Origin of the sequence: Variovorax paradoxus (assembly GCF_029919115.1) — a bacterium.
In the GTDB taxonomy this organism is placed as follows: domain Bacteria; phylum Pseudomonadota; class Gammaproteobacteria; order Burkholderiales; family Burkholderiaceae_C; genus Variovorax; species Variovorax paradoxus_O.
Genome location: NZ_CP123990.1, coordinates 1,067,089 through 1,087,855 on the forward strand (window position 1 = coordinate 1,067,089; position 20,767 = coordinate 1,087,855).

Annotated in this window: 19 protein-coding genes; 14 read left to right on the forward strand and 5 right to left on the reverse strand. The window is 66.5% G+C overall.

Going from position 1 to position 20,767, the window contains the following annotated elements; translation table 11 throughout:
- Positions 1 to 17: 17 nt before the first annotated feature.
- The 3 genes from QHG62_RS05100 to QHG62_RS05110 form a co-directional block, all read right to left on the reverse strand.
- Positions 18 to 1,457 (reverse strand): MFS transporter, encoded by a 1,440-nt coding sequence (locus tag QHG62_RS05100; protein WP_281149766.1) that lies wholly within the window; start codon positions 1,455 to 1,457, stop codon positions 18 to 20.
- Between the two features lie 48 nt (positions 1,458 to 1,505).
- On the reverse strand, positions 1,506 to 2,612 hold the full coding sequence (locus tag QHG62_RS05105) for a substrate-binding domain-containing protein (RefSeq protein WP_281149767.1): 1,107 nt from the start codon (positions 2,610 to 2,612) through the stop codon (positions 1,506 to 1,508).
- A 73-nt stretch (positions 2,613 to 2,685) separates the two neighbouring features.
- Entirely contained in the window at positions 2,686 to 4,041 is a 1,356-nt protein-coding gene (locus QHG62_RS05110; RefSeq protein ID WP_281149768.1) for an aspartate aminotransferase family protein, read from the reverse strand.
- Positions 4,042 to 4,149: 108 nt separating this feature from the next.
- Between QHG62_RS05110 and QHG62_RS05115 the strand changes: the two genes are divergently transcribed.
- Positions 4,150 to 5,106: a LysR family transcriptional regulator gene (locus QHG62_RS05115; protein ID WP_281149769.1), complete on the forward strand. Its 957-nt coding sequence runs from the start codon at positions 4,150 to 4,152 to the stop codon at positions 5,104 to 5,106.
- 146 nt (positions 5,107 to 5,252) lie between these two features.
- Here the strand turns inward: QHG62_RS05115 and QHG62_RS05120 are convergent, their stop codons facing one another.
- Positions 5,253 to 6,038: a FadR/GntR family transcriptional regulator gene (locus tag QHG62_RS05120; protein WP_281149770.1), complete on the reverse strand. Its 786-nt coding sequence runs from the start codon at positions 6,036 to 6,038 to the stop codon at positions 5,253 to 5,255.
- A gap of 189 nt (positions 6,039 to 6,227) precedes the next feature.
- Between QHG62_RS05120 and QHG62_RS05125 the strand changes: the two genes are divergently transcribed.
- From QHG62_RS05125 to QHG62_RS05175, 11 genes are all read left to right on the forward strand, one after another.
- Positions 6,228 to 7,433, forward strand: a complete 1,206-nt coding sequence (locus QHG62_RS05125; RefSeq protein WP_281149771.1) for an ABC transporter substrate-binding protein — start codon at positions 6,228 to 6,230, stop codon at positions 7,431 to 7,433.
- 25 nt (positions 7,434 to 7,458) lie between these two features.
- A complete protein-coding gene (locus tag QHG62_RS05130; RefSeq protein WP_281149772.1) occupies positions 7,459 to 8,319 on the forward strand; it encodes a branched-chain amino acid ABC transporter permease in 861 nt (286 codons plus the stop codon).
- Positions 8,320 to 8,327: 8 nt separating this feature from the next.
- Complete coding sequence (locus QHG62_RS05135) at positions 8,328 to 9,296, forward strand: branched-chain amino acid ABC transporter permease (protein ID WP_281149773.1); 969 nt, start codon at positions 8,328 to 8,330, stop codon at positions 9,294 to 9,296.
- A complete protein-coding gene (locus QHG62_RS05140; protein WP_281149774.1) occupies positions 9,293 to 10,066 on the forward strand; it encodes an ABC transporter ATP-binding protein in 774 nt (257 codons plus the stop codon). Before QHG62_RS05135 ends, QHG62_RS05140 begins: the two co-directional genes overlap by 4 nt.
- On the forward strand, positions 10,063 to 10,776 hold the full coding sequence (locus tag QHG62_RS05145; protein WP_281149775.1) for an ABC transporter ATP-binding protein: 714 nt from the start codon (positions 10,063 to 10,065) through the stop codon (positions 10,774 to 10,776). Before QHG62_RS05140 ends, QHG62_RS05145 begins: the two co-directional genes overlap by 4 nt.
- A gap of 32 nt (positions 10,777 to 10,808) precedes the next feature.
- The gene (locus QHG62_RS05150) at positions 10,809 to 12,065 is read left to right on the forward strand and encodes a Zn-dependent hydrolase (protein ID WP_281149776.1); all 1,257 of its coding nucleotides are present in this window, start codon (positions 10,809 to 10,811) and stop codon (positions 12,063 to 12,065) included.
- The gene (locus tag QHG62_RS05155; protein WP_281149777.1) at positions 12,062 to 13,534 is read left to right on the forward strand and encodes a M81 family metallopeptidase; all 1,473 of its coding nucleotides are present in this window, start codon (positions 12,062 to 12,064) and stop codon (positions 13,532 to 13,534) included. The genes QHG62_RS05150 and QHG62_RS05155 overlap by 4 nt, the downstream gene beginning before the upstream one ends.
- Before the next feature lie 95 nt (positions 13,535 to 13,629).
- On the forward strand, positions 13,630 to 14,388 hold the full coding sequence (locus QHG62_RS05160; RefSeq protein WP_281149778.1) for an ABC transporter permease: 759 nt from the start codon (positions 13,630 to 13,632) through the stop codon (positions 14,386 to 14,388).
- Positions 14,389 to 14,402: 14 nt separating this feature from the next.
- Positions 14,403 to 15,104, forward strand: a complete 702-nt coding sequence (locus QHG62_RS05165; RefSeq protein WP_281151508.1) for an ABC transporter ATP-binding protein — start codon at positions 14,403 to 14,405, stop codon at positions 15,102 to 15,104.
- On the forward strand, positions 15,101 to 15,958 hold the full coding sequence (locus QHG62_RS05170) for a substrate-binding domain-containing protein (protein WP_281149779.1): 858 nt from the start codon (positions 15,101 to 15,103) through the stop codon (positions 15,956 to 15,958). The genes QHG62_RS05165 and QHG62_RS05170 overlap by 4 nt, the downstream gene beginning before the upstream one ends.
- A gap of 134 nt (positions 15,959 to 16,092) precedes the next feature.
- A complete protein-coding gene (locus tag QHG62_RS05175; protein WP_281149780.1) occupies positions 16,093 to 16,470 on the forward strand; it encodes a nuclear transport factor 2 family protein in 378 nt (125 codons plus the stop codon).
- A gap of 10 nt (positions 16,471 to 16,480) precedes the next feature.
- Here QHG62_RS05175 and QHG62_RS05180 read toward each other — a convergent pair whose 3' ends face one another.
- Entirely contained in the window at positions 16,481 to 17,617 is a 1,137-nt protein-coding gene (locus tag QHG62_RS05180; RefSeq protein ID WP_281149781.1) for a helix-turn-helix domain-containing protein, read from the reverse strand.
- Positions 17,618 to 17,802: 185 nt separating this feature from the next.
- Here QHG62_RS05180 and QHG62_RS05185 point away from each other — a divergent pair, with 185 nt between their 5' ends.
- Together QHG62_RS05185 and QHG62_RS05190 are read left to right on the forward strand one after the other, a co-directional pair.
- Positions 17,803 to 18,300 (forward strand): (2Fe-2S)-binding protein, encoded by a 498-nt coding sequence (locus tag QHG62_RS05185; protein WP_281149782.1) that lies wholly within the window; start codon positions 17,803 to 17,805, stop codon positions 18,298 to 18,300.
- Positions 18,301 to 18,313: 13 nt separating this feature from the next.
- On the forward strand, positions 18,314 to 20,764 hold the full coding sequence (locus QHG62_RS05190) for a xanthine dehydrogenase family protein molybdopterin-binding subunit (protein ID WP_281149783.1): 2,451 nt from the start codon (positions 18,314 to 18,316) through the stop codon (positions 20,762 to 20,764).
- Positions 20,765 to 20,767 lie beyond the last annotated feature (3 nt).

The window sequence follows — 20,767 nt, forward strand, 5'->3', positions numbered from 1 at the left end:
GCGTAACTCGCGTCGCCTCAGTGGCCGCCGCCGTCCGAAGAAAGCGGTGGCGCCACTTCCTCCAGCGGCTTGCGCTCCGCATCGGCCGCATAGCGCAACGCCAGCAGTCCCGCAACGATGACCAGCGCGGCGCCAATGGCATAGCCCACCATCACGGCGCCGCGGCTGCCGGTTTCGATGAGAGCGCCGAACAGCACCGGCGCCACGAAGCCGCCGGCGCCCATGCCGATTGCGTAGAAGATGGCGATGGCCATGGCCCGCATCTCGAGCGGAAACACTTCGCTCACCGTCAGATAGGCCGAGCTGGCCGCGGCCGAGGCCAGGAAGAACACCGCCGACCAGCACAGCGCCTGGCTGCGTGCGTCGAGCCAGCCCATCATGAAGGCCCATCCGGTAAAGGCGAGCCCGACGCCGGCAAGCACGTAGGTCAGCGCAATCATCTTGCGGCGGCCGACACTGTCGAACAGCGGCCCCAGCAGCAGCGGCCCGAGCACATTGCCCAGCGCGAACGGAAAGATATAGAGCGCCACGTTGTCTTCGGCCACGCCGTAGAAGCGCGTGAGCACCAGCGCGTAGGTGAAGAAGATCGCGTTGTAGAAAAAGGCCTGCGACACCATCAGCGCCACCGCGACCACGCTGCGCTCGCGATACCGGCGCAGCAGCACATGCGCCACTTCGCGCATCGACGGACTGCGGTGGCGCCCGCCGGCGTAGGCCACGCGGCCTTCGGCTACCGGCAGCGGACCGTGCTGCGCCCGAACCTCGGCCTCGATGGCCTCGACGATGCGCAGCGCCTCGTCCGTGCGGCCATGCGCCATCAGCCAGCGCGGGCTTTCGGGCACGTTGCGCCTCACCAGCAGGATGGCCACGGCCAGCACCGCGCCCAGCGCAAAGCCGGCGCGCCAGCCCCACACCGGGCCGATCACGCGCGCATCGAGCAGCACCAGGCTGAGTGCGGCCCCAAGTGCCGCGCCAATCCAGAAACTGCCGTTGATGGCAAGGTTGACGCGGCCGCGCACGCGTGCCGGAATGAGCTCGTCGATGGCCGAGTTGATGGCCGCGTATTCGCCGCCGATGCCTAGGCCGGTGACAAAACGGCAGAGCGCAAAAAAAGCGAAATCCGGTGAGAACGCCGTGGCCAGCGTGCCCAGCGTGTAGACCACCAGCGTGACGAGAAAGAGTTTCTTGCGCCCGAGCCGGTCGGTAAGCCGGCCGAAGAGCAAGGCGCCGATGACCGCGCCCGCGATGTAGATCGAACCCGACCAGCCGATCTCGGCGGCGCTGAGGCCCAGCGTGTCGGGCCGCTCGAGCACGGCGCCTATGGAGCCGACCAGCGTCACTTCGAGGCCGTCGAGCACCCAGGCCACGCCAAGCGCGATCACCACGCGCCAATGCCAGCGCGACCAGGGGAGGCGGTCGAGCCGGGCCGGAATGTCGCTATGCACAGCATCCGTCATGGGCACAACCTTAACTTATCGGCCCAGCGCGAAGCTCCGGCGGCAACTTCAGCGCTTGCGCGCCTTCTCCCGCTGGAAGGTCCACCAGGGGAGCAAGGCCCGGAGCGACTGCACCTCGCCGCTGCCCGCGGGCTCATAGCCGGGCAAGGTGCCAAGCAGGTGCTGCCAGCTTGCGCTCTGCAGCACATCCACCAGCGCCCGCATTGCGGGTTGCTCGAGTGCCGACTTCAAGCAGGCCAGGTGATACCGCTCATGCACCAGCGGCACAAAGCCGAGGCCTTCGGCATGGGCTGCCGACTCGACCCCGAGCCCTGCATCGGCCTGGCCCGACGCCACCGCGTGCGCCACGGCGGCATGCGAGGTTTCGCAGCGTTCGTAGCCCGCGAGCGCGGCTGCACCGAGCCCGGCCTGCGAAAGCAGCTCATCCAGCAGCACGCGCGTGCCGGTGCCTATGGCGCGGTTGACGTAGCGTGCGCGCAGCCGTGCCGCATCCGCCAGCGAGCGCAGGCGCAGCGGATTGCCGGGCGCCACGATCAGGCCCTGCGTGCGCCGCGCAAAGCCGATGAGCTTGTGCTGCCCGGGCTTGAGCAGCGGCTGATACGTGCGCTGCGCGAGCGACCCCTGGGGCGGATGCTCCAGCGTGTGGAAGCCCGCCATAACGCAGCGGCCCTGGTTGAGCGCGCGTATCGCGTCGACGCTGCCCGTGAAGTGAATATCGAGGTGCAGCTGGGCAGTGCCCGCTGCGTGGGTACGCAGCATTGCAAGCGCATCGTCGTGGCTTGCCTGCAGGCTCAGCACATGGGTGCGGTCGTCGAAGGCAAGGGCGAAGGCGCGCTCGAGTTCTGCGTGCAGCGCCTCGATCTGCGGCGCCAGGCGCGCCTGCGCCTGGCGTTCGGCCCACAGCAGCTTGTCGCCGAATTCGGAAAGCTGCGCGCGCCGGCCCTGCTCGCCCTGCACCAGCGCATGGCCGAGCGTCTGTTCCCAGTGCTTGAGTTCGCCCCAGACATGGCGGTAAGACAGATCGAGCGCGCGCGCGGCGGCCGAGATGGAGCCATGCTCGCGCACCGCCTGCAGCAGTTGCATCAGCGGATTGCGAATCTGCCGCGAACCGCTGCGGCGGGGACGGATCGCGTAGGAAAGGTCGATCTGTTGCACGGGCCTGACGGGAGGGAAATGAAGGCCGGCTCATTATGCAGAGCCGCCCATCGCCAACCGCCGCGGCCGCGCGCTAGTTCGTTTCGGCCAGCGCGTCGGCCAGTGCGTTGACCAGGCGGTCGATCTCGGCCTTCTCGGCAATGAAGGGCGGCGCAAGCTGGATCGTGTCGCCGCCGTAGCGCACGTAGAAGCCCTTCTTCCAGCAGTTCATCGCAATCTCGTACGGCCGGCGCGCCGGCTCGCCCGGCAGGGCAGCGATGGTGATGCCCGCAGCCAGGCCGTAGTTGCGTATGTCGGTGACGTGCTTGCTGCCCTTGAGGCTGTGCACCGCATTCTCGAAATGCGGCGCAAGCGTTTTCACGCGGCCGATCATGTCTTCCTTTTGCAGCACGTCAAGCGCCGCAAGGCCGGCCGCGCAGGCCACCGGGTGCGCGCCGTAGGTGTAGCCGTGCGGAAACTCGAGCATGTAGTCGGGCCCGCCGGCTGCCATGAAGGTGTCGTAGATGTCCTTGCTGGCAATCACCGCGCCCATCGGCTGCGCGCCGTTGGTCACCTGCTTGGCAATGTTCATGATGTCGGGCGTCACACCGAAAGCCTCGGCACCCGTGAGCGCGCCGCAGCGGCCGAAACCGGTGATCACTTCATCGAAGATCAAGAGGATGTTGTTCGCGGTGCAGATGTCGCGCAGCCGCTTCAGGTAGCCCTTGGGCGGAATCACCACGCCGGCCGAGCCCGCGAAGGGCTCGACGATCACGGCCGCGATGTTCGATGCATCGTGCAGCGCGATCAGATCGAGCAGGCGGTCGGCCAGCTCGGCGCCGTTCTCGGCCATGCCGCGCGTGAAGGCATTGGCCGCAATCTGCGTGTGCGGCAGGTGGTCCGCTTCCACGCCCTGGCCGAACAGCTTGCGGTTGGCCGCAATGCCGCCCACCGAAATGCCACCGAAGTTGACGCCGTGGTAGCCCTTTTCGCGGCCGATCAGGCGCGTCTTGCTGGCGAGGCCCTTGGTGCGCCAGTAGGCGCGCGCCATCTTCAGCGAGGTGTCGGCGGCTTCGGAGCCCGAGCCGGTGAAGAACACGTAGTCCAGTCCCGCGGGCGTGAGCTCCTTGATCTTGTTGGCGAGCTCGAAAGAGAGCGGATGGCCGAACTGGAACGCGGGCGAGTAGTCGAGCTTGGCGATCTGCCGGCTCACCGCCTCGGTGATCTCGGGGCGGCCATGGCCGAGGCCCGAGCACCACAAGCCCGAAAGGCCGTCGAAGATCTTGCGGCCGTCGCCATCGGTGAAGTAGGCGCCCTTGGCCTCCACGATCATGCGCGGATCGGCCTTGAAGTTGCGGTTGCCGGTGTAGGGCATCCAGTGCGCGTCGAGCCAGGCGGCGTCGGTACGCAGGGCGGGCGTCGGTTCAATGGCGGGCGTTGCAAGGGTCATGGCGCTTCCCGCGCAGGGCGGGCTCCGGAAGGGTGATGAGGTGTGCCGATTGTTGGCACGGCATTCAGTGTGGAGAATGGCGCAATATCAATGTTCACTTGACATTTCATGCAAGTAAAAGCCAAAGCCCAAAACAGTGCACAAAGCACGCGCAACCGCGCCGTTCTAGGGCAGCTCAGCGACATGGACCTGCGGCTGCTCAAGGTGTTCAAGAGCGTGGTCGATTGCGGCGGCATGGCGGCGGCAGAGCTGGAGCTGAACATCGGCACATCCACGGTGAGCCGGCATGTGAAAGACCTGGAAACGCGGCTCGGGTTGGTGCTGTGCCGGCGCGGCCGCGCCGGTTTCGCGCTCACGGCCGAGGGGCAGCGGGTGTACGACGAAACGCTGCGGCTGCTGGCCTCGGTCGACGCCTTTCGCGGCAGCATCGACGACATTCACAACCGCATGGGCGGGCAGCTGGAGGTGGCGGTGTTCGACAAGACGGCCACCAACCCGAAGGCGCGCATCGGCGAGGCCATTGCGCGCTTTACCGAGTTGGCGCCGGAGGTGAACCTGGCGGTGCATGTGGGCTCGATCAACGCGATCGAACAGGGCGTGCTGGAGGGCAATTTCCAGATCGGCATCATCCCGGCGCATCGCGCGTCGAAAAGCCTGGTGTACGCCGACCTATTCGACGAGACCATGCTGCTTTACTGCGGCAAGGGACATCCGCTCTTCGACAGCAACAACGCAAAGCTCACATGGGCCAAGCTGCGGGAGCACCACTTCGCGGGCCTGGGTTACCACTCGCCGAATATGGAACTGAGCCACCGGGCCAAGCTCTCGCGCAAGGCGACGGGCTTCGACCAGGAGGCGATTGCGACGCTGATTCTTTCGGGGCGTTTCCTCGGTTTTTTGCCTGACCACTACGCGCAGGTGTTCGAGGAGCGCGGGCTCATGAAGCCTGTGCTGCCGGCTCGGTTCAACTACGCGTGCCGGTTCGTGAGCTTGCTGCGGCGGTCGCCCAAGCCTTCGCGGGCTGTGCTGGCGTTTCAAGACTGCTTGGAGAAGGCGCACGCCTGAATTCGGGGGGGCGCACCCGCCGACGGGGTACCTTTCTCCGCGAATGTCCCCCGGCCTGCGGCCTCCTCCTTTATTTAAGGAGGAGGCCGCAGGCCGGGGGACATTCGCGGAGGGGAGTACCCGGTGGCCTTTGCACACGCCCTAAATCAGCGCTGCCCGCTAGGCAACAACAAATGCTTGGCCCCGATATGCGCCTCCATCTCATGCATGTGCGCCTCGGCATCGACCATGTGCTCGGCCATCAGCCGGCGCACCTCATCCGCGTCTTCCCGGCGATAAGCCGACAGCAACTGCGTGTGGTAGTCGACATTGGCCTCGCCAAAGTGGTGGTGGTCCAGCGCCTTCTTGTAGACCACCAGGTCTCGCAGCAAGTCGTTCAAGAAGCGGCACATGAATGAGAGCACCGGATTGGGGCAGGCCTCCGCCAGCATTGTGTGAAACGCGAGCTCGGCCTCGCGCTGCGTGCGCAGCTCGTCTTCGTTGGTGGGCTCCAGTGTGCAAAGCCGCACATTCGCTTCCAGCCGTTCGAAATGTTCGGGCGTCAGCTTGCCGATCACGCTCACCGCCAACTCGGGCTCCAGCACCTTGCGCAGCTGGTAGATGTGGTGGCCGTCCAAGTGATGAAAGTGCAGAAAGTTGCGTAGCGGCTCCGACGCGTGGTCGACCGACACCTGCTGCAAATAGGCCCCGCCGCCCGGCCCCGTCCGGATGGAAATCAGCCCGCGCACTTCCAGCGCCTTCAAGGCTTCGCGCACCGTGCTCTTCGAATAGCCGAAGAGCTCGATCAGCTCCTTCTCATTCGGCAGCCGATCGCCCGGCTGCTTGCGCTCGGCAACGATCCAGCGCTTGACGTCCTCGACGATGACGTCGGAGAGCTTTTGCCGCTTGGGGCGGTGCTGCCCAAAGGCCATGGCGTCCTGCGTCGATTTCATGCGTAGCGAGTCATTTCTGGGAGTGATAAGGCATCTGGAGCAGGTATCGGGCCCGGCCTTGCCCGGATTTTGGCACGGGCATTGCTAGCGGGTTTTTACCAGCATATTAATCATATTTATCCGCTTAAATTCGCAGCCGACCTGAGGCCGCACCTTTCTCTTTCCTCCCAACCACGTCCGGAGAACTTCATGCAACGCAGACACCTTCTTCAGCTCGCCGCCCTGTCGGCCGCTCCCGCCTCGCTCCTGGCCGGCCGCGTCGCCTTTGCCCAATCGGCCGAGGCCATTCGCTTCGGCTGCCCGGTGCCCATGTCGGGCGCCTTTGCGGCCAACGGCAAGTTCGCGGACCTCGGCATGAAGCTGGCTATCGAGCAATACGGCAGCGTGTTGAAGCGCCCGCTGGCCTACACGGTGCTCGACACCGAAGGCAAGCCGGCCACCGCCGTTCGCAAGGTGCAGGAAGCCTCGCAGCAGCAAGGCGCCAAGTTCTTCGCGGGCGGCATCCTGTCGTCTGAAGCACTGGCCATGGGCAAGGAGGCCGAAAAGGCCGGCGGCGTGTTCATCACCACCGCGGGCGCCGACGAAATCACGGGCAAGGACTGCAACCCCGCCACCTTCCGCTGGTCGGTGCCCACCTTCGGCGCCATCGAGCAGACAGTGCGCCCGCTGATCGCTTCCATGCCCAAGGCCAAGCGCTGGTACACCATCACGCCGCAATACGTGTTCGGCGAAGGCCTCCTGGGCGCGGCCAAGAACATCTTCCAGGAGAAGGGCATCGAGCACGTGGGCAACAGCTACCACTCGCTCAACGAGAAGGAATTCAGCGGCTATCTCACCAACGCCATGGCGGCCAAGCCCGACGTGCTGCTGCTGCTGAACTTCGGCGCGCAATCGTCGGCGGCGCTGCGCCAGGCGGTGAGCTTTGGCATGCACAAGAACATGACCATCCTTATGGCCTGGGCCTCGGGCCTGGAGCAGTTCGACGAGCTCGGCGCCGACCTGTGCGACGGCGTGTACTTTGGCGCGCAGTACTGGCACACCGCAGACACAACACTCAACAAAGACCTGGTGAAGCTCACTGCCGACAAGCTGAAGATCGTGCCCAACTACAGCCTCGCGGGTTCATACATCTGCACCAAGATCCTCATCGACGGCATCGTCAAGGCGGGCACCGTGGACCAGAAGGCCGTGATTGCCGCGCTGGAAGGCATGAAGTACGAAGGGCTCACCGGCACCGAAGAAATCCGCAAGGCCGACCACCAGGTCATCAAGGACTACTACCTGCTCAAGGGCAAGGCCAAGTCGAAGATGAAGAACGCGGCCGACTACGTGGATGTAGTGAGTTCGGGCAAGTCGTTCCTCCCCATCGACAAGACCGGCTGCAAGCTGGCCTGAGGACGAAGAGGACACCGACGCGCCCATGACCGTCTACCTGCTCCAGACCATCAACGGAATCGGCATCGGCATGCTGTATTTCCTGCTGGCCGTTGGCTTGTCCATCGTGTTCGGCCTGCTGCGCTTCGTGAATTTTGCGCACGGGGCTTTCTATCTGCTGGGTGCCTACCTGTGCTTTCAGGCCATGCAGTGGGGCCTCGACTTCTGGGCCGCACTGGTGCTGGTGCCGCTGTTCGTGGGCGCGCTGGGGTGGCTGGCCGAGAAGCTGCTGCTGCGCCGCGTGTACGCCAAGGCGCACGAGTTCCACATCCTCGTGACCGTGGGGCTCGCACTGGCGGTCCAAGAGGTCGTCATCGTGTTCTGGGGGCCGCTCGGCAACAGCGTGCCCACGCCGGATTTGCTGCAGGGCGTGGTGATGTGGGGCAGCTTCATCTACCCCAAGTACCGGCTGTTCGTGATCGGCTTCACCGCCGTGCTCGCGGTGCTCTTGTGGTGGGTGCTCGAAGGCACGCGCCTGGGTAGCGCGGTGCGCGCGGGGAGCGAATCGACCGAGATGGTGTCGCTGCTCGGCATCAACGTGTTCCGCGTGTTCAGCCTGGTGTTTGCGCTGGGCGCAGCCACCGCGGCGCTGGCGGGTGTGCTGGCCGCGCCTATTCGCGGCGCGGAGCCTTTCATGGGCGTGGAGGCGCTCAGCGTCGCTTTCGTGGTGGTGGTGATCGGCGGGCTCGGCAGCTTTGGCGGGGCGCTGGTCGGCGGCCTGCTCATCGGCATCGTGCAAAGCCTGATGAGCACCATCTGGCCGCCGGGGGCGAGCCTGATGATCTACGTTGCAATGGGTGCGGTGCTGCTCCTGCGCCCGCATGGCTTGCTCGGCCGCAGAGGATGAACATCGCCATGCCAAGAAAAATCACTTTCCTCCTGGCGCTCGTCGTTGCGCTCGGCCTTCCGCTGGTGCTGCGCTCGGGTTCGCTCGCGAGCGAGGTGCTGATTTACGCGCTTGCCGCGCTGGGCTGCAACCTGCTGCTGGGCTACACGGGCCTGCTGTCGTTCGGCCAGGGCATCTTCTTTGGGCTGGGCAGCTACACCATCGCCATCCTGCTCACGCGGCTGCAACTGCCCATGCCCATCGCGCTGCTTGCGGCCATTGCCATGGGTGCGCTCGGCGCAGCGCTGGTCGGCTGGGTGGCCATTCGCCAGCGCGGCACCTACTTCGTGATGCTCACGCTGGCCTTCGCGCAGATGTTCTACTTCGTGGCGTACACCGCTTCCGGCCTCACGGGTGGCGACAACGGCCTGCTCGACGTGCCGCGCCCGGCCTTCATGGACACGCCCTGGAAGTACTACGCCTTCGTGGCGGTGGTGTTCCTCATCGCCTTCGGCCTGCTGCTGCGCGTGACCGATTCGGTGTTCGGCCGCACGCTGCTCGCGATTCGCGACAACGAAGACCGCGCTGCCGCGGTGGGCTACGACCTCAAGCGCTTCAAGCTGCTGGCCTTCGTGATCTCGGGTGCCGTCACGGGCCTTGCGGGCGGGCTGCACGCGATGATGACCGGCATTGCGCCGCTCTCGAATGCCGAGTACCACACCAGCGAAATGATCCTGGTCATTACCGTGATCGGCGGCACCGGCAACCTCTTTGCCTCGGTGCTGGGTTCCGCCTTCTACGTGCTGCTGGCCGACTGGCTCTCCACGCTGTGGCCGCGATGGTTGCTCTTGCTGGGCCTCCTGCTGATCGGCGTGAGCATCGGCATGCAACGCGGCCTTTGGGGCCTCGGTGAAAGCGTGTGGCGCCGCGTCCTCCGCAAGGAGCGGGCCGCCAAGAGCGCATTGCAAACAACTCCGGCGCAAGGAGAAAAGGCATGAGCGAAGAACCGGTACTCATCGAAGCCATCGGCGTCACCAAGCACTACGGCAAGTTCGCCGCGCTCGGCGGGGTCGACCTGAAGATCAGGCGAAACACGGTGCACTCGGTCATCGGCCCGAACGGCGCAGGCAAGACCACGCTGTTCCACATGCTCACGGGCACCGGCACCACCACCGGCGGCCGCATCCTGTTCGATGGCCACGATGTGACCCGCGAGCCCGACCACAAGCGCGTGCAGCGCGGCATGGCGCGCTCTTTTCAGGTGACCAGCCTGTTCGCGAGCTTGCCGGTGCGCGAGAACCTGCGCGTCGCGGCACAGGGCATCGCGCCGCGGCAGGCCATGAACTGCTGGCGCGCGCCGGTGGGCGAACGCGCCTGCGCCGAGACGGTGGCCGAGGTGCTGGAGCGCGTGGGCCTGGAGCGGCTGGCCGACGTGCCCGCCAGTGAGCTCTCGCACGGCCAGCAGCGCCGCCTCGAAGTGGGCATGGCGCTGGCCGCAAAGCCCAAGGCCATCTTCCTGGACGAGCCGACCTCGGGCATGGGCATCGACGACCTGGACGACATGAAGCGCTTGATCCGCGGCCTGCGCGACGCGCACACCGTGGTGCTGATCGAGCACAACATGAACATCGTGATGGACATCTCCGACACCGTGACGGTGATGCAGCTGGGCCGCGTGCTGGCCGAAGGCTTGCCTGGCGACATCCGGGCCGACGCGCGTGTGCGCACAGCCTACCTGGGCAACATGATCACCGGAGGCAAGGCATGAGCGGGAAGAACATCCTCGAAGTCGAGGCGCTGCACGCTCACTACGGCAAGAGCCATGTGCTGCAGGGCGTGTCGATGACGGTGGGCGAAGCCGAACTGGTCACGCTGCTCGGCCGCAACGGCGCGGGCAAATCGACGACGCTCAAGAGCATTGCCGGCGCGGTCACGCCGACCAGCGGCCGCGTGCGCTTCCAGGGCGCGGACATCGCGGGCATGCCGCCGCACCGCATTGCCAAGCGCGGCGTGTGCCTGGTGCCTGAGCACCGCGGCGTGTTCAAGCTGCTGACCGTCGAAGAAAACCTGTTGCTCGGCCAGCGGCGCGATTCACCCTGGCAGCTGAACGACATCTACCGCATTTTTCCTCGCCTGAAGGAGCGGCGCCGCAACGGAGGTGGCCAGCTCTCGGGCGGCGAGCAGCAGATGCTGGCCATCGGCCGCGCGCTGATGAACCACCCGCGCCTGCTGATTCTCGACGAGCCCGTGGAAGGCCTTGCGCCGGTCATCGTGGAAGAAATTGTCGCGCAGCTCAAGCTCATCAAGGCGGCCGGCGTGGCCATCCTGCTGGTGGAGCAGAACCTGGAAGTCTGCGTGCAACTGGCCGACCGGCACTACATCCTGGAGCAGGGCGTGGTGGTGCACGAGGCCGGCAATGCCGCCTTCATGGCCGACCACGATGTGAAAGACCGCTACTTGGGCGTGGGCCTTGCTTGAGGCTTGCGAACCCTTCTTCTTTTTGCAAAGCCATGAACACAACAAACCAACTTCGCATCAACGGCGACCGCCTCTGGAACTCGCTGATGGACCTGGCGAAGCTCGGCGCGACCGAGAAGGGCGGCGTCTGCCGCATTGCGCTGACCGACCTCGACCGGCAGGGGCGCGATCTCTTCACCCGCTGGGCGCGCGAGGCCGGCTGCGAGGTGCGTATCGACCAGATCGGCAACATCTTCGCCCGCCGCGCGGGCCGCGACAACACGCTGCCGCCGGTGGTCACGGGTAGCCACATCGACACCCAGCCCACGGGCGGCAAGTTCGACGGCAACTATGGCGTGCTGGCCGGGCTGGAGGTGATCCGCAGCCTGAATGACGCCAAGGTGGTGACCGAGGCGCCGCTGGAAATTGCGGTGTGGACCAACGAGGAGGGCTCGCGCTTCGTGCCGGTGATGATGGGCTCGGGCGTTTTCGTGGACGCCTTCACGCTCGAGCATGCGCTGGCGCAGCGCGACACCGAGGGCATCAGCGTGGCCGAGGCGCTGGCTTCCATCGGCTACGCAGGCAGCGCGCCGGCTTCGGCCGCGGCTTCGCCGGTGGGCGCTTATTTTGAAGCGCACATTGAACAGGGGCCGGTGCTCGAGGCGAACGAGCGCGTCATCGGCGTGGTCGAAGGCGCTTTGGGCCAACGCTGGTACGACGTGGTGGTGCAGGGCATGGAAGCCCACGCCGGGCCCACGCCCATGGAGTTGCGCAAGGACGCGCTGCTCGCTGCTTCCGAGCTGGTGATCGAGGTCAACCGCATTGCGCTGGCCCATGCGCCGCACGCGCGCGGCACGGTGGGCTGGATCGACAACTATCCGAACTCGCGCAACGTGATTCCGGGGCGCGTCAAGCTCAGCGTCGACCTGCGCGCGGCGGACGACGTGGTGCTTTCGGCCATGGACGCCGAACTGAAGGAGGCGGTGCAGCGCATTGCCGCCAAGGGCAAGGTCGATGCCATGGTGGAGCAGGTCGTCTACTTTCCTCCGCAGCCCTTCACGCCCACGCTGGTATCTGCCATCCGTGAAGCCGCACAGGCGCAAGGCATGACATGGATGAACGTGATCAGCGGTGCGGGGCACGACGCGGTGTACCTGGCGCGCGTGTGCCCCACGGCGATGATCTTCGTGCCGTGCCTGGACGGCATCAGCCACAACGAGATCGAGGACGCGCAGCCCGACCATCTGGAGGCCGGCTGCAATGTGCTGCTGCAGGCCATGTTGCAAAGCGCGGGAGCGGCATCGCAATGAAGGTGCTGATCGCAAGGCTCAACCACGAGACCAACACCTTCTCGCCGGTGCCCACGCCGCTGGCGGCCTTCGGGCCCGACGGCCCCACGTTCGGCGAGCAGGCCTACAGGGACAACAAGGGCATGCGCACCGCCATGTCGGCCTTCATCGACCTGGCCGAGCAGGCGGGCGCGACGCTGGTCACGCCGGTGTCGGCCTCGGCCAACCCCAGCGGGCCGGTCGATGCAAAGGCCTACACCACGCTCACGCAATGCATCGTCGATGCGGTGCCGGGCTGCGATGCGATCCTGCTCGACCTGCATGGCGCCATGGTGGCGCAGAACAGCGCGGACGGCGAGGGCGACCTGCTGGTGCGTTTGCGCGCCGCGGCGCCCGGCGTGCCCATTGGCGTGGCGCTCGACCTGCATGCCAACGTCACGCCCGCGATGGTCGGCAATGCGGACGTGATCGTCGGCTTCAAGACCTACCCGCACATCGACATGTACGAGACGGGCGAGCATGCCGGTCGGCTGCTTTTCGATCTGCTCGCGGGGCACAGCAAGCCCGCGATGCGCTGGCACCCGCTGCCGTTGATGGCGCACACGCTGCGCAGCGCATCGTTCACCGGCGCCATGCAGCGGGCCATCGAGGCGGCGCGCGAAGCCGAGAAGTCGGAGTCGCTCGCGGTGTCGATCTTTGCCGGCTTCTCGTTGTCGGACATCGAGGCGCCCTGCATGAGCGTGGTGGCGGTCGATGCGCAATCTCCCGAGCGAGCGCAGGCCACGGCCGACCGCATTGCGGCGCAGATGTGGGAAGAGCGCGAGGCGTTCATCTACCGCAGCGAGCCGCTGGCCGAATCAGTGGCGCGCGCGAAGGCTATCGCCGAGGGCGCGACTCGGCCCGTGCTGCTGCTCGACCATGGTGACAACTGCATGTCGGGCGGCAGCTGCGACACGATGGATGTTCTGCAGGAGGCGCTGGCCCAAGGGCTGGACGGCATCGGCGTGGGTCCGCTGTGCGACCCGGAAGCTGTGGCCGAACTCATTGCGGCAGGCGAGGGCGCCACGCTCACGGTCGCGCTCGGCAACAAGGTGTCGCTGGAAGGCATCGGCCTGTCGAAGAAGCCCGTCACGCTGACCGGCACGGTGCGCACCATCTGCAACGGCGAATACGTGATCACCGGCCCCACCTACACCGGCCAGCGCAGCAGCATGGGCCGCACCGTGCTGTTCGACATCGGGCCGGCGCGCATCGTGGTGACCGAGCGAACGCAGGAGCCCTGGGACATCGGCGTTTTTGAATGCGCGGGGCTCGATCCGCGCAAAGAGCGGTTCTTGCTGCTCAAGTCGCGCATGTATTGCCGGCCGGTGTTCGAGCCGATTTCGGCCGCCCTGGTCGAGTGCGACAGCCCGGGCGTGACCAGTTCGGACTACAGCCTGTTCCCGTTTTCCAAAGTGCGCCGGCCGGTGTTTCCGCTCGACGCGATCTGAGCAAATCGGGTACCCGCCTACCTATGCAAAAAATTGCATAGGTAATTGGAGGTACACCCCGATACTGCGGCGCTTCCACCCATGAAGCCCACCGCGTGAACACTTTTGCACAGAGCGCCGTCGCGGCCTGGCAGCTGCTTGTCTCGGGCGATCCGGTGCTGCTGGCCATTGTGGGGCGGTCGCTCGCGGTCAGTGCCAGCGCGTGCGCATTGGCTTGCGGATTCGGCCTGTTGCTCGGGGCATGGCTCGGCGTGGCGCGCTTTCGCGGCCGCGCCGCGCTGCTCACGCTGCTGAACACGCTGCTGGCGCTGCCCTCGGTGGTGGTCGGGCTGGTCATCTACCTGCTGCTGTCGCGTTCCGGTCCACTGGGTTTTCTGGGGTGGCTTTTTTCTTTCAAGGCCATGGTGCTCGCGCAGACCGTGCTGGTGCTGCCGGTGGTTACGGCACTCACGCGACAGACCATCGAAGACGCCGAGCGCGCGCACGGCGAGCAGCTGCGCTCGCTGGGCGCGGGGCCGCTGGTGCGCGCGCTGCTGCTGGTGTGGGACGAGCGCTATGCGCTGCTCACCGTGCTCATTGCCGCCTTCGGGCGTGCTGTTTCGGAAGTGGGCGCGGTGATGGTGGTGGGCGGCAACATCGACGGCTTCACGCGCGTGATGACCACCGCCATCGCGCTCGAAACCAGCAAGGGCGACCTGCCGTTGGCGCTGGCGCTGGGCATCGTGCTGCTGGGCGTGGTGCTGGTACTCAACCTGGCCATTGCCGCCGTTCGCGGCTGGCGTGAGCGGGTCGACGGCGGCGGGGGCGAAGGCAGCGGCCTTGCGGCGTGGCGGCGGCCGGAGGTGCGCCCGTGAACGAACAGGCGCAGATGGCGAGTGCCGACAACACCGTATTCGCGCTGTACGGCGTCGATGTTCGCCTGGGGCGGGTGGCGGCGCTGCAGGGCGCCACGCTCACCATTGCGGCCGGCGAGCGCGTGGCGCTCATCGGCGCCAACGGCAGCGGCAAGACCACGCTGCTGCGGCTGCTGCACGGCCTGGTGCCGCATGCGGCGGGCAGCTTTACCAGTGCCGCGCCGCGGCGCCACCAGGCCATGTTGTTCCAGCGTCCACACATGCTGCGCGCTTCGGTGGTTGTCAACGTGGCGATGGCGTTGTGGCTGCGCGGCACGCGCTGGCGCGATGCGCGCCGCGCCGCCGTTCCGGCGCTGGCGCGCGTGGGGCTCGAAGACCTGGCCGACCGGAATGCCCGCGCCTTGTCGGGCGGCCAGCAGCAGCGGGTGGCGCTGGCGCGCGCCTGGGCGCTGCATCCGGCGGTGCTGCTGCTCGACGAGCCCACCGCCAGCCTCGACCCCACTGCCAAGCGCGAGGTCGAAACGCTCATTGCCGAAGCCGCAGTCGGCCGCACGCTGGTGTTCGCAAGCCACAACCTCGGTCAGGTGAAGCGCCTGGCCAGCCGTGTGGTCTACCTGGAGCACGGCCGCGTGCTGGCCGATTTGCCTGTGCATGATTTTTTCCATGGGCCCCTGCCTGAAGAGGCCCGCTTGTTCGTCAAAGGAGAGTTGGCATGAATCCGTTTTTCAAGCGCCGCGGCAATGCGGGCATCCGGGCCTCGCTGGCGATGGCTGTTTTCTTCGTTGCCGCGGGTGCCGTGCAAGCCGAAACCATCACCATGGCCTCGACCACGTCCACCGAGCAATCGGGCCTGTTCGCCCATCTGCTGCCGGCCTTCAAGAAGGCCAGCGACATCGACGTCAAGGTGGTGGCGGTGGGTACCGGCCAGGCCATCGACATGGCCAAGCGCGGCGATGCCGATGTGCTGTTCGTGCACGACACCGCGGCCGAGGAGAAGTTCGTGGCCGAGGGCTTCAGCGCCAAGCGCTACCCCGTGATGTACAACGACTTCGTGCTCGTGGGCCCGAAGGCCGACCCGGCCGGCGCCAGCGGCAAGGACATGGCCGCCGCGCTGAAGAAGATTGCCGCGGCCAACGCGCCCTTTGTCTCGCGCGGCGACAAGAGCGGCACCGACGCGGCCGAGCGCCGCCTCTGGGCGCAGGCCGGCGTGGCCGAAGCGGGTCAGCCGGTGCCCAACGACCGCAAGGGCTCGGGCTACAAGGAATGCGGCTGCGGCATGGGGCCGGCGCTCAACATCGCGGCGTCGTCGGGCGGTTACGTGCTGGCCGACCGCGGCACCTGGCTCAGCTTCAAGAACCGCGCCGATCTTGCGGTGCTGGTCGAGGGCGACAAGCGGCTCTTCAACCAGTACGGCGTGATGGTCGTGAGCCCGGCCAAATTCCCCTCGCTCAACAGCAAGGGCGCGCAGAAGTTCGTCGATTGGGTGATCTCGCCGGCGGGGCAGCAGAGCATTGCGGCCTACAAGATCGGCGGCGAGCAGCTGTTCTTTCCGAACGCGCTGGCCAACTGAGGAAACCTGCGGCGGTGGCAGCCGCTGCGGTGCGCACCATGACCTCCCAGGTCATCGACGCCGGAAGCGCCCGGCGCGACCATTCCTTCACCCCGCGATGTTGCGGGTCGAGATCTTCGAAAGGAATCGTCATCATGAACACCGCCGCACACAACGCCACCGCCATTGCCCAGCACTACATCGCCGTCTGGAACGAGACCGATGCCGCGCGCCGGGCCGAGCTGATCGAAGCCGCCTGGACCGCCGATGCGAGCTATGTCGACCCGATGGCGCAGGCCAGCGGCCGCGAGCAGATCAGCGCGCTGGTCGGCGCCGTGCACCAGCGCTATCCGGGCTTTCGCTTCAGCCTGTTCGGCAATGCCGAGGCGCACGGCGACAACCTGCGCTTTTCCTGGACGCTGGGCCCCAGCGGGGCTGAAGACCTGATCCAGGGCACCGACTTCGCCCAGCTCGACGCCGGCAAGCTCCGCTCGGTGACCGGCTTTCTCGACAAGGTGCCGGTCGGCGCCTGAACGCCGCGGTTCAGTCGGCAGACCCGGCGGGCCGCCCGCGCCACAGCTTGCGGTACACCGTGGCGCGGCTGATGCCGAGGGTGCGCGCTGCTTCGGCCACGTTGCCGCGCGCATCGGCCACGGCCTTGCGGATCAGCGCGGTTTCCACGTCGCGCAGCCGGGGCCGGGATTCCGGCGCCGCACCCGCCGAGCGTTTTCCGCCGCGCCGGGCTTCGACCTGAACGCGCAGGCCCGACCAGAGCGGCACTTCGAGCACGGCATCGCCGCGCCGGGCAGCGTCGAACAACATGTTCAGGGGCAGGGCGAACAGGTCGTTGCAATGCAGCGCATGCTGGCTGCGCGCCAGGGGCTGATGCAGCATCTGCCGCGCCGCGGCATTGGCGCCGGTGACGTTGCCGCTTTCGTCGATGCACAGCAAGCCTTCTGTGGCCTCGCTGCCTGCGCAGCCCGGCCACGAAAGATGCAGGCGCAGTTCGCAGGGTTCGTTCAGCACCAGCGCGTTCTCGATGCTGCGCGCGGAAAGCACGGCCAGGTGCCGCAGTTCGGGCCGCTCCACCACCTGCACGCCGGTCAGGTCGAGCATGCCGATGCAATTGCCCTGCGGGCCGAAGAGCGGCGCCCCGGCGCAGCTGTAGATGCTGGTGTCCTCGAAGAAATGTTCGCCGCGGTGCAGCCACACCGATTCCTGCTCGGTGAGCGCGGTGCTGATGGCGCTGGTGCCCACCGCGCTCTCCGAAAGGTCGACCCCCACGCGCGCGATGTGGCGGGCATAGCGGGTGGATGTGTCGGTGCCGTCGGGCAGCGGGCCCACGTCGACCACGATCCCGTCCGCATCGGTCAGCACCGCGAAATAGCGTGTGTCGGCAATGGCGCGGGACACCCGTTCGATCACCGGGCGGGCCGCCGCCACCAGGGCCCTGTTGCGCTCGGCAACCTCGCGGATGGCCGATCGGGCCACGGGTTCGAAGTCCACGCGCTGCTGCGGCTGCCGCCCTGCGTCGATGCAGCGCTGCCAGGAGCGCACGATCCACGGTTCGATGCGTGGGGTGCCCCTCGGTCGGCCGGCCTCCCCGTGAATCAGCTCCCGGCGGGCTTGCGCAATGGCGAGGGAGCGCTCGGGAACGGACGGAACGGGGGAAGCGGACATCGGGTCGGTTTTGCTCGGGATGGTGGGCGTCTTTTTATGAAGCTTGCCTGGCCGCAAGTTGTTTCATTTTGAGAATTTCGCGCCCACTGCGCAAGCGGTGAGGGTTTTGCCTAGGATAGTGCAGGGGACCGGCGTCCAAGATGCCATTCGCTGAACCAGCCATCACCTTCAACGGAGACAGCCAAATGCAGGTAGCTTTCACGGTCAACGGCCGACCAGCCACGGTCGACGCTCCCCCCAACACTTTTCTGGTGCACGCAATCCGCGAGCATCTTCATCTCACCGGCACCCATGTGGGCTGCGACACCGCCCAATGCGGCGCATGCACAATTCACCTGAACGGGCGTGCGGTGAAGTCGTGCAACATCCTGGTGGGGCAGGTGGCCGGCGCAGAGATCACCACCATCGAGGGCGTGGCCCAGCCGGACGGCACCATGCACCCGATGCAGGCCGCCTTCAAGGAGTGCCACGGCCTGCAATGCGGCTTCTGCACCCCCGGCATGGTCATGAGCGCCATCGACCTGTGCACGCACCACCCAAGGTCGAGCGAATCGGAGATCCGCGAGCTGCTCGACGGCAACCTGTGCCGCTGCACGGGCTACCAGAACATCGTCAAGGCCGTGCAGATGGGTGGCGAGGCCATGGCCTCGGGCACCCCGGTCAAAACCACGGCCACGGCCTGAACGGAGCAGCATCATGGGTGCTTCCGACTTCTCGAACCTGCCCCACATCGGCGAGGCGCTGCGGCGCAAGGAAGACTACCGCTTCCTGACCGGCGCGGGCAACTACACCGACGACATCACGCTGGCCAACCAGAGCCATGCGGTCTTCGTGCGCTCGCCGCACGCCCACGCCGCCATCAAGTCGGTCGACATTGCCGAGGCGCTCAAGATGCCCGGCGTGGTCGGCATCTTCAGCGGCAAGGACATCGAGGGAAAAATGGGTGGGCTACCCTGCGGCTGGCTCATCAACAACCCCGACGGCACTCCCATGAAGGAGCCGATGCACCCGATCCTCGCGATCAACAAGGTGCGCTATGTGGGCGACCACGTGGCCATGGTGGTGGCCGAGACGGTCGAGCAGGCCAAGAACGCGGCCGAGGCCGTGGTGGTCGACTACGACGTGCTGCCCGCGCTGGTGAGCGTGGCCGATGCGGCCAAGAAGGCCAGCGGCGTTACCTTGCACGACGAAGCGCCCGACAACCAGTGCTACAAGTGGGCGCTGGGCGACAAGGCCGCGGTGGATGCGGTGTTTGCCAATGCCGCGCACGTGACCAAGCTCGACCTGGTCAACAACCGGCTGGTGCCCAACCCGATCGAGCCGCGCGTGGCCATCGGCAGCTACAGCCGCGGCACCGACGACTACACGCTGTATGTATCCAACCAGAACCCGCACGTCGAGCGCCTGCTGATGACTGCCTTTGTGCTCGGCCTGCCCGAGCACAAGGTGCGCGTGATCGCGCCTGACGTGGGCGGCGGCTTCGGCTCCAAGATTTTCCTGTATGCCGAAGACGTGTGCCTGACCTGGGCCGCCAAGCAGCTCAACCGCAACATCAAGTGGACGGCCGAGCGCTCCGAGTGCTTCCTGTCCGATGCGCATGGCCGCGACCATGTGAGCCACGCCGAAATGGCGATGGACAAGGATGGCAAGTTCCTGGCCATGCGCGTGCACACCGACGCCAACCTGGGCGCCTACCTGTCGACTTTCTCGACTGCGGTGCCCACCATCCTCTACGCCACGCTGCTTGCGGGCCAGTACACCACGCCGCAGATCTATGTCGAGGTCGATGCGTGGTTCACCAACACCGCGCCGGTCGATGCCTACCGCGGCGCGGGGCGGCCCGAAGCCACCTACCTGCTGGAGCGGCTGGTGTCGCGCTGCGCCTGGGAAATGAACCTGGGCCAGGACGAAATCCGCAAGCGCAACTTCATCACCACCTTTCCGTACCAGACTCCGGTGGCGCTGCAGTACGACACGGGCGACTTCCACGCGTGCATGGACAAGGCCAAGGTGCTGGCCGAAGTCGAAGGCTATGCGCAGCGCAAATCGGCCAGCGAGGCGCAGGGCAAGCTGCGCGGCATCGGCTACTCGAGCTACATCGAGGCCTGTGGCATCGCACCCTCGAACATTGCGGGTGCGCTCGGCGCGCGGGCCGGCTTGTTCGAATGCGGCGAAATCCGCGTGCACCCGACCGGCAGCGTGACGGTGTTCACCGGCTCGCACAGCCACGGCCAAGGCCACGAGACTACGTTTGCACAGGTGGTTGCGGCGCGGCTGGGCATTCCGGTCGACAACGTCGACGTGGTGCACGGCGACACGGGCCGCGTACCTTTCGGCATGGGCACCTATGGTTCGCGGTCGATCTCGGTCGGCGGCGCCGCCATCATGAAGGCGCTCGACAAGATCGAGACCAAGGCCAAGAAGATTGCCGCCCACCTGATGGAGGCGAGCGACGCCGACATCGAGTTTGCGAACGGCGAGTTCACGGTCAAGGGCACCGACAAGAAGATTCCGTTCGGCCAGGTGGCGCTCACGGCCTACGTGCCGCACAACTACCCACTCGACAAGCTCGAGCCCGGGCTGAACGAAACCGCCTTCTATGACCCGACCAACTTCACGTTCCCGGGCGGCACCTACATCTGCGAGGTCGAGGTCGACAAGCAGACCGGCGAGGTCCGCGTCGACCGCTTCACCGCGGTGGACGACTTCGGCACCATCATCAACCCGATGATCGTCGAAGGGCAGGTGCACGGCGGGCTGGTGCAGGGCATTGGGCAGGCGCTGCTCGAAAACTGCGTGTACGACAACGAGACCGGCCAGCTGCTCACCGGCAGCTTCATGGACTACGCCATGCCCAGGGCCGGCGATTTTCCGCAGTTCAAGCTGGACACCGTGTGCACGCCCTGCACGCACAACCCGCTCGGCACCAAGGGCTGCGGCGAGGCGGGCGCCATCGGCTCGCCGCCGGCAGTGATCAACGCTGTGCTCGACGCGCTGGCGCCGCTCGGCGTAAAAGACTTCGACATGCCTGCCTCGGCCAGCCGTGTCTGGGAGGCAATGCAAAAGGGCAGCGGAAGCGCGGCGGCAGACACGCAGCCGCAGGAGCCCGCCCTTTCCGCAAGTACCCAAGGCCGCCCGGCTCCCTGAACA

Excerpts from the sequence above, each read along its gene's own strand:
- QHG62_RS05145 (WP_281149775.1), top strand. The coding sequence starts at position 10,063 with ATGAGCGGGAAGAACATCCTCGAAGTCGAGGCGCTGCACGCTCACTAC.
- QHG62_RS05170 (WP_281149779.1), top strand. The coding sequence starts at position 15,101 with ATGAATCCGTTTTTCAAGCGCCGCGGCAATGCGGGCATCCGGGCCTCG.
- QHG62_RS05190 (WP_281149783.1), top strand. The coding sequence starts at position 18,314 with ATGGGTGCTTCCGACTTCTCGAACCTGCCCCACATCGGCGAGGCGCTG.
- QHG62_RS05140 (WP_281149774.1), top strand. The coding sequence starts at position 9,293 with ATGAGCGAAGAACCGGTACTCATCGAAGCCATCGGCGTCACCAAGCAC.
- QHG62_RS05110 (WP_281149768.1), bottom strand. The coding sequence starts at position 4,041 with ATGACCCTTGCAACGCCCGCCATTGAACCGACGCCCGCCCTGCGTACC.
- QHG62_RS05175 (WP_281149780.1), top strand. The coding sequence starts at position 16,093 with ATGAACACCGCCGCACACAACGCCACCGCCATTGCCCAGCACTACATC.
- QHG62_RS05150 (WP_281149776.1), top strand. The coding sequence starts at position 10,809 with ATGAACACAACAAACCAACTTCGCATCAACGGCGACCGCCTCTGGAAC.
- QHG62_RS05185 (WP_281149782.1), top strand. The coding sequence starts at position 17,803 with ATGCAGGTAGCTTTCACGGTCAACGGCCGACCAGCCACGGTCGACGCT.
- QHG62_RS05125 (WP_281149771.1), top strand. The coding sequence starts at position 6,228 with ATGCAACGCAGACACCTTCTTCAGCTCGCCGCCCTGTCGGCCGCTCCC.
- QHG62_RS05100 (WP_281149766.1), bottom strand. The coding sequence starts at position 1,457 with ATGACGGATGCTGTGCATAGCGACATTCCGGCCCGGCTCGACCGCCTC.
- QHG62_RS05180 (WP_281149781.1), bottom strand. The coding sequence starts at position 17,617 with ATGTCCGCTTCCCCCGTTCCGTCCGTTCCCGAGCGCTCCCTCGCCATT.
- QHG62_RS05165 (WP_281151508.1), top strand. The coding sequence starts at position 14,403 with ATGGCGAGTGCCGACAACACCGTATTCGCGCTGTACGGCGTCGATGTT.
- QHG62_RS05135 (WP_281149773.1), top strand. The coding sequence starts at position 8,328 with ATGCCAAGAAAAATCACTTTCCTCCTGGCGCTCGTCGTTGCGCTCGGC.
- QHG62_RS05155 (WP_281149777.1), top strand. The coding sequence starts at position 12,062 with ATGAAGGTGCTGATCGCAAGGCTCAACCACGAGACCAACACCTTCTCG.
- QHG62_RS05120 (WP_281149770.1), bottom strand. The coding sequence starts at position 6,038 with ATGAAATCGACGCAGGACGCCATGGCCTTTGGGCAGCACCGCCCCAAG.
- QHG62_RS05115 (WP_281149769.1), top strand. The coding sequence starts at position 4,150 with ATGCAAGTAAAAGCCAAAGCCCAAAACAGTGCACAAAGCACGCGCAAC.
- QHG62_RS05130 (WP_281149772.1), top strand. The coding sequence starts at position 7,459 with ATGACCGTCTACCTGCTCCAGACCATCAACGGAATCGGCATCGGCATG.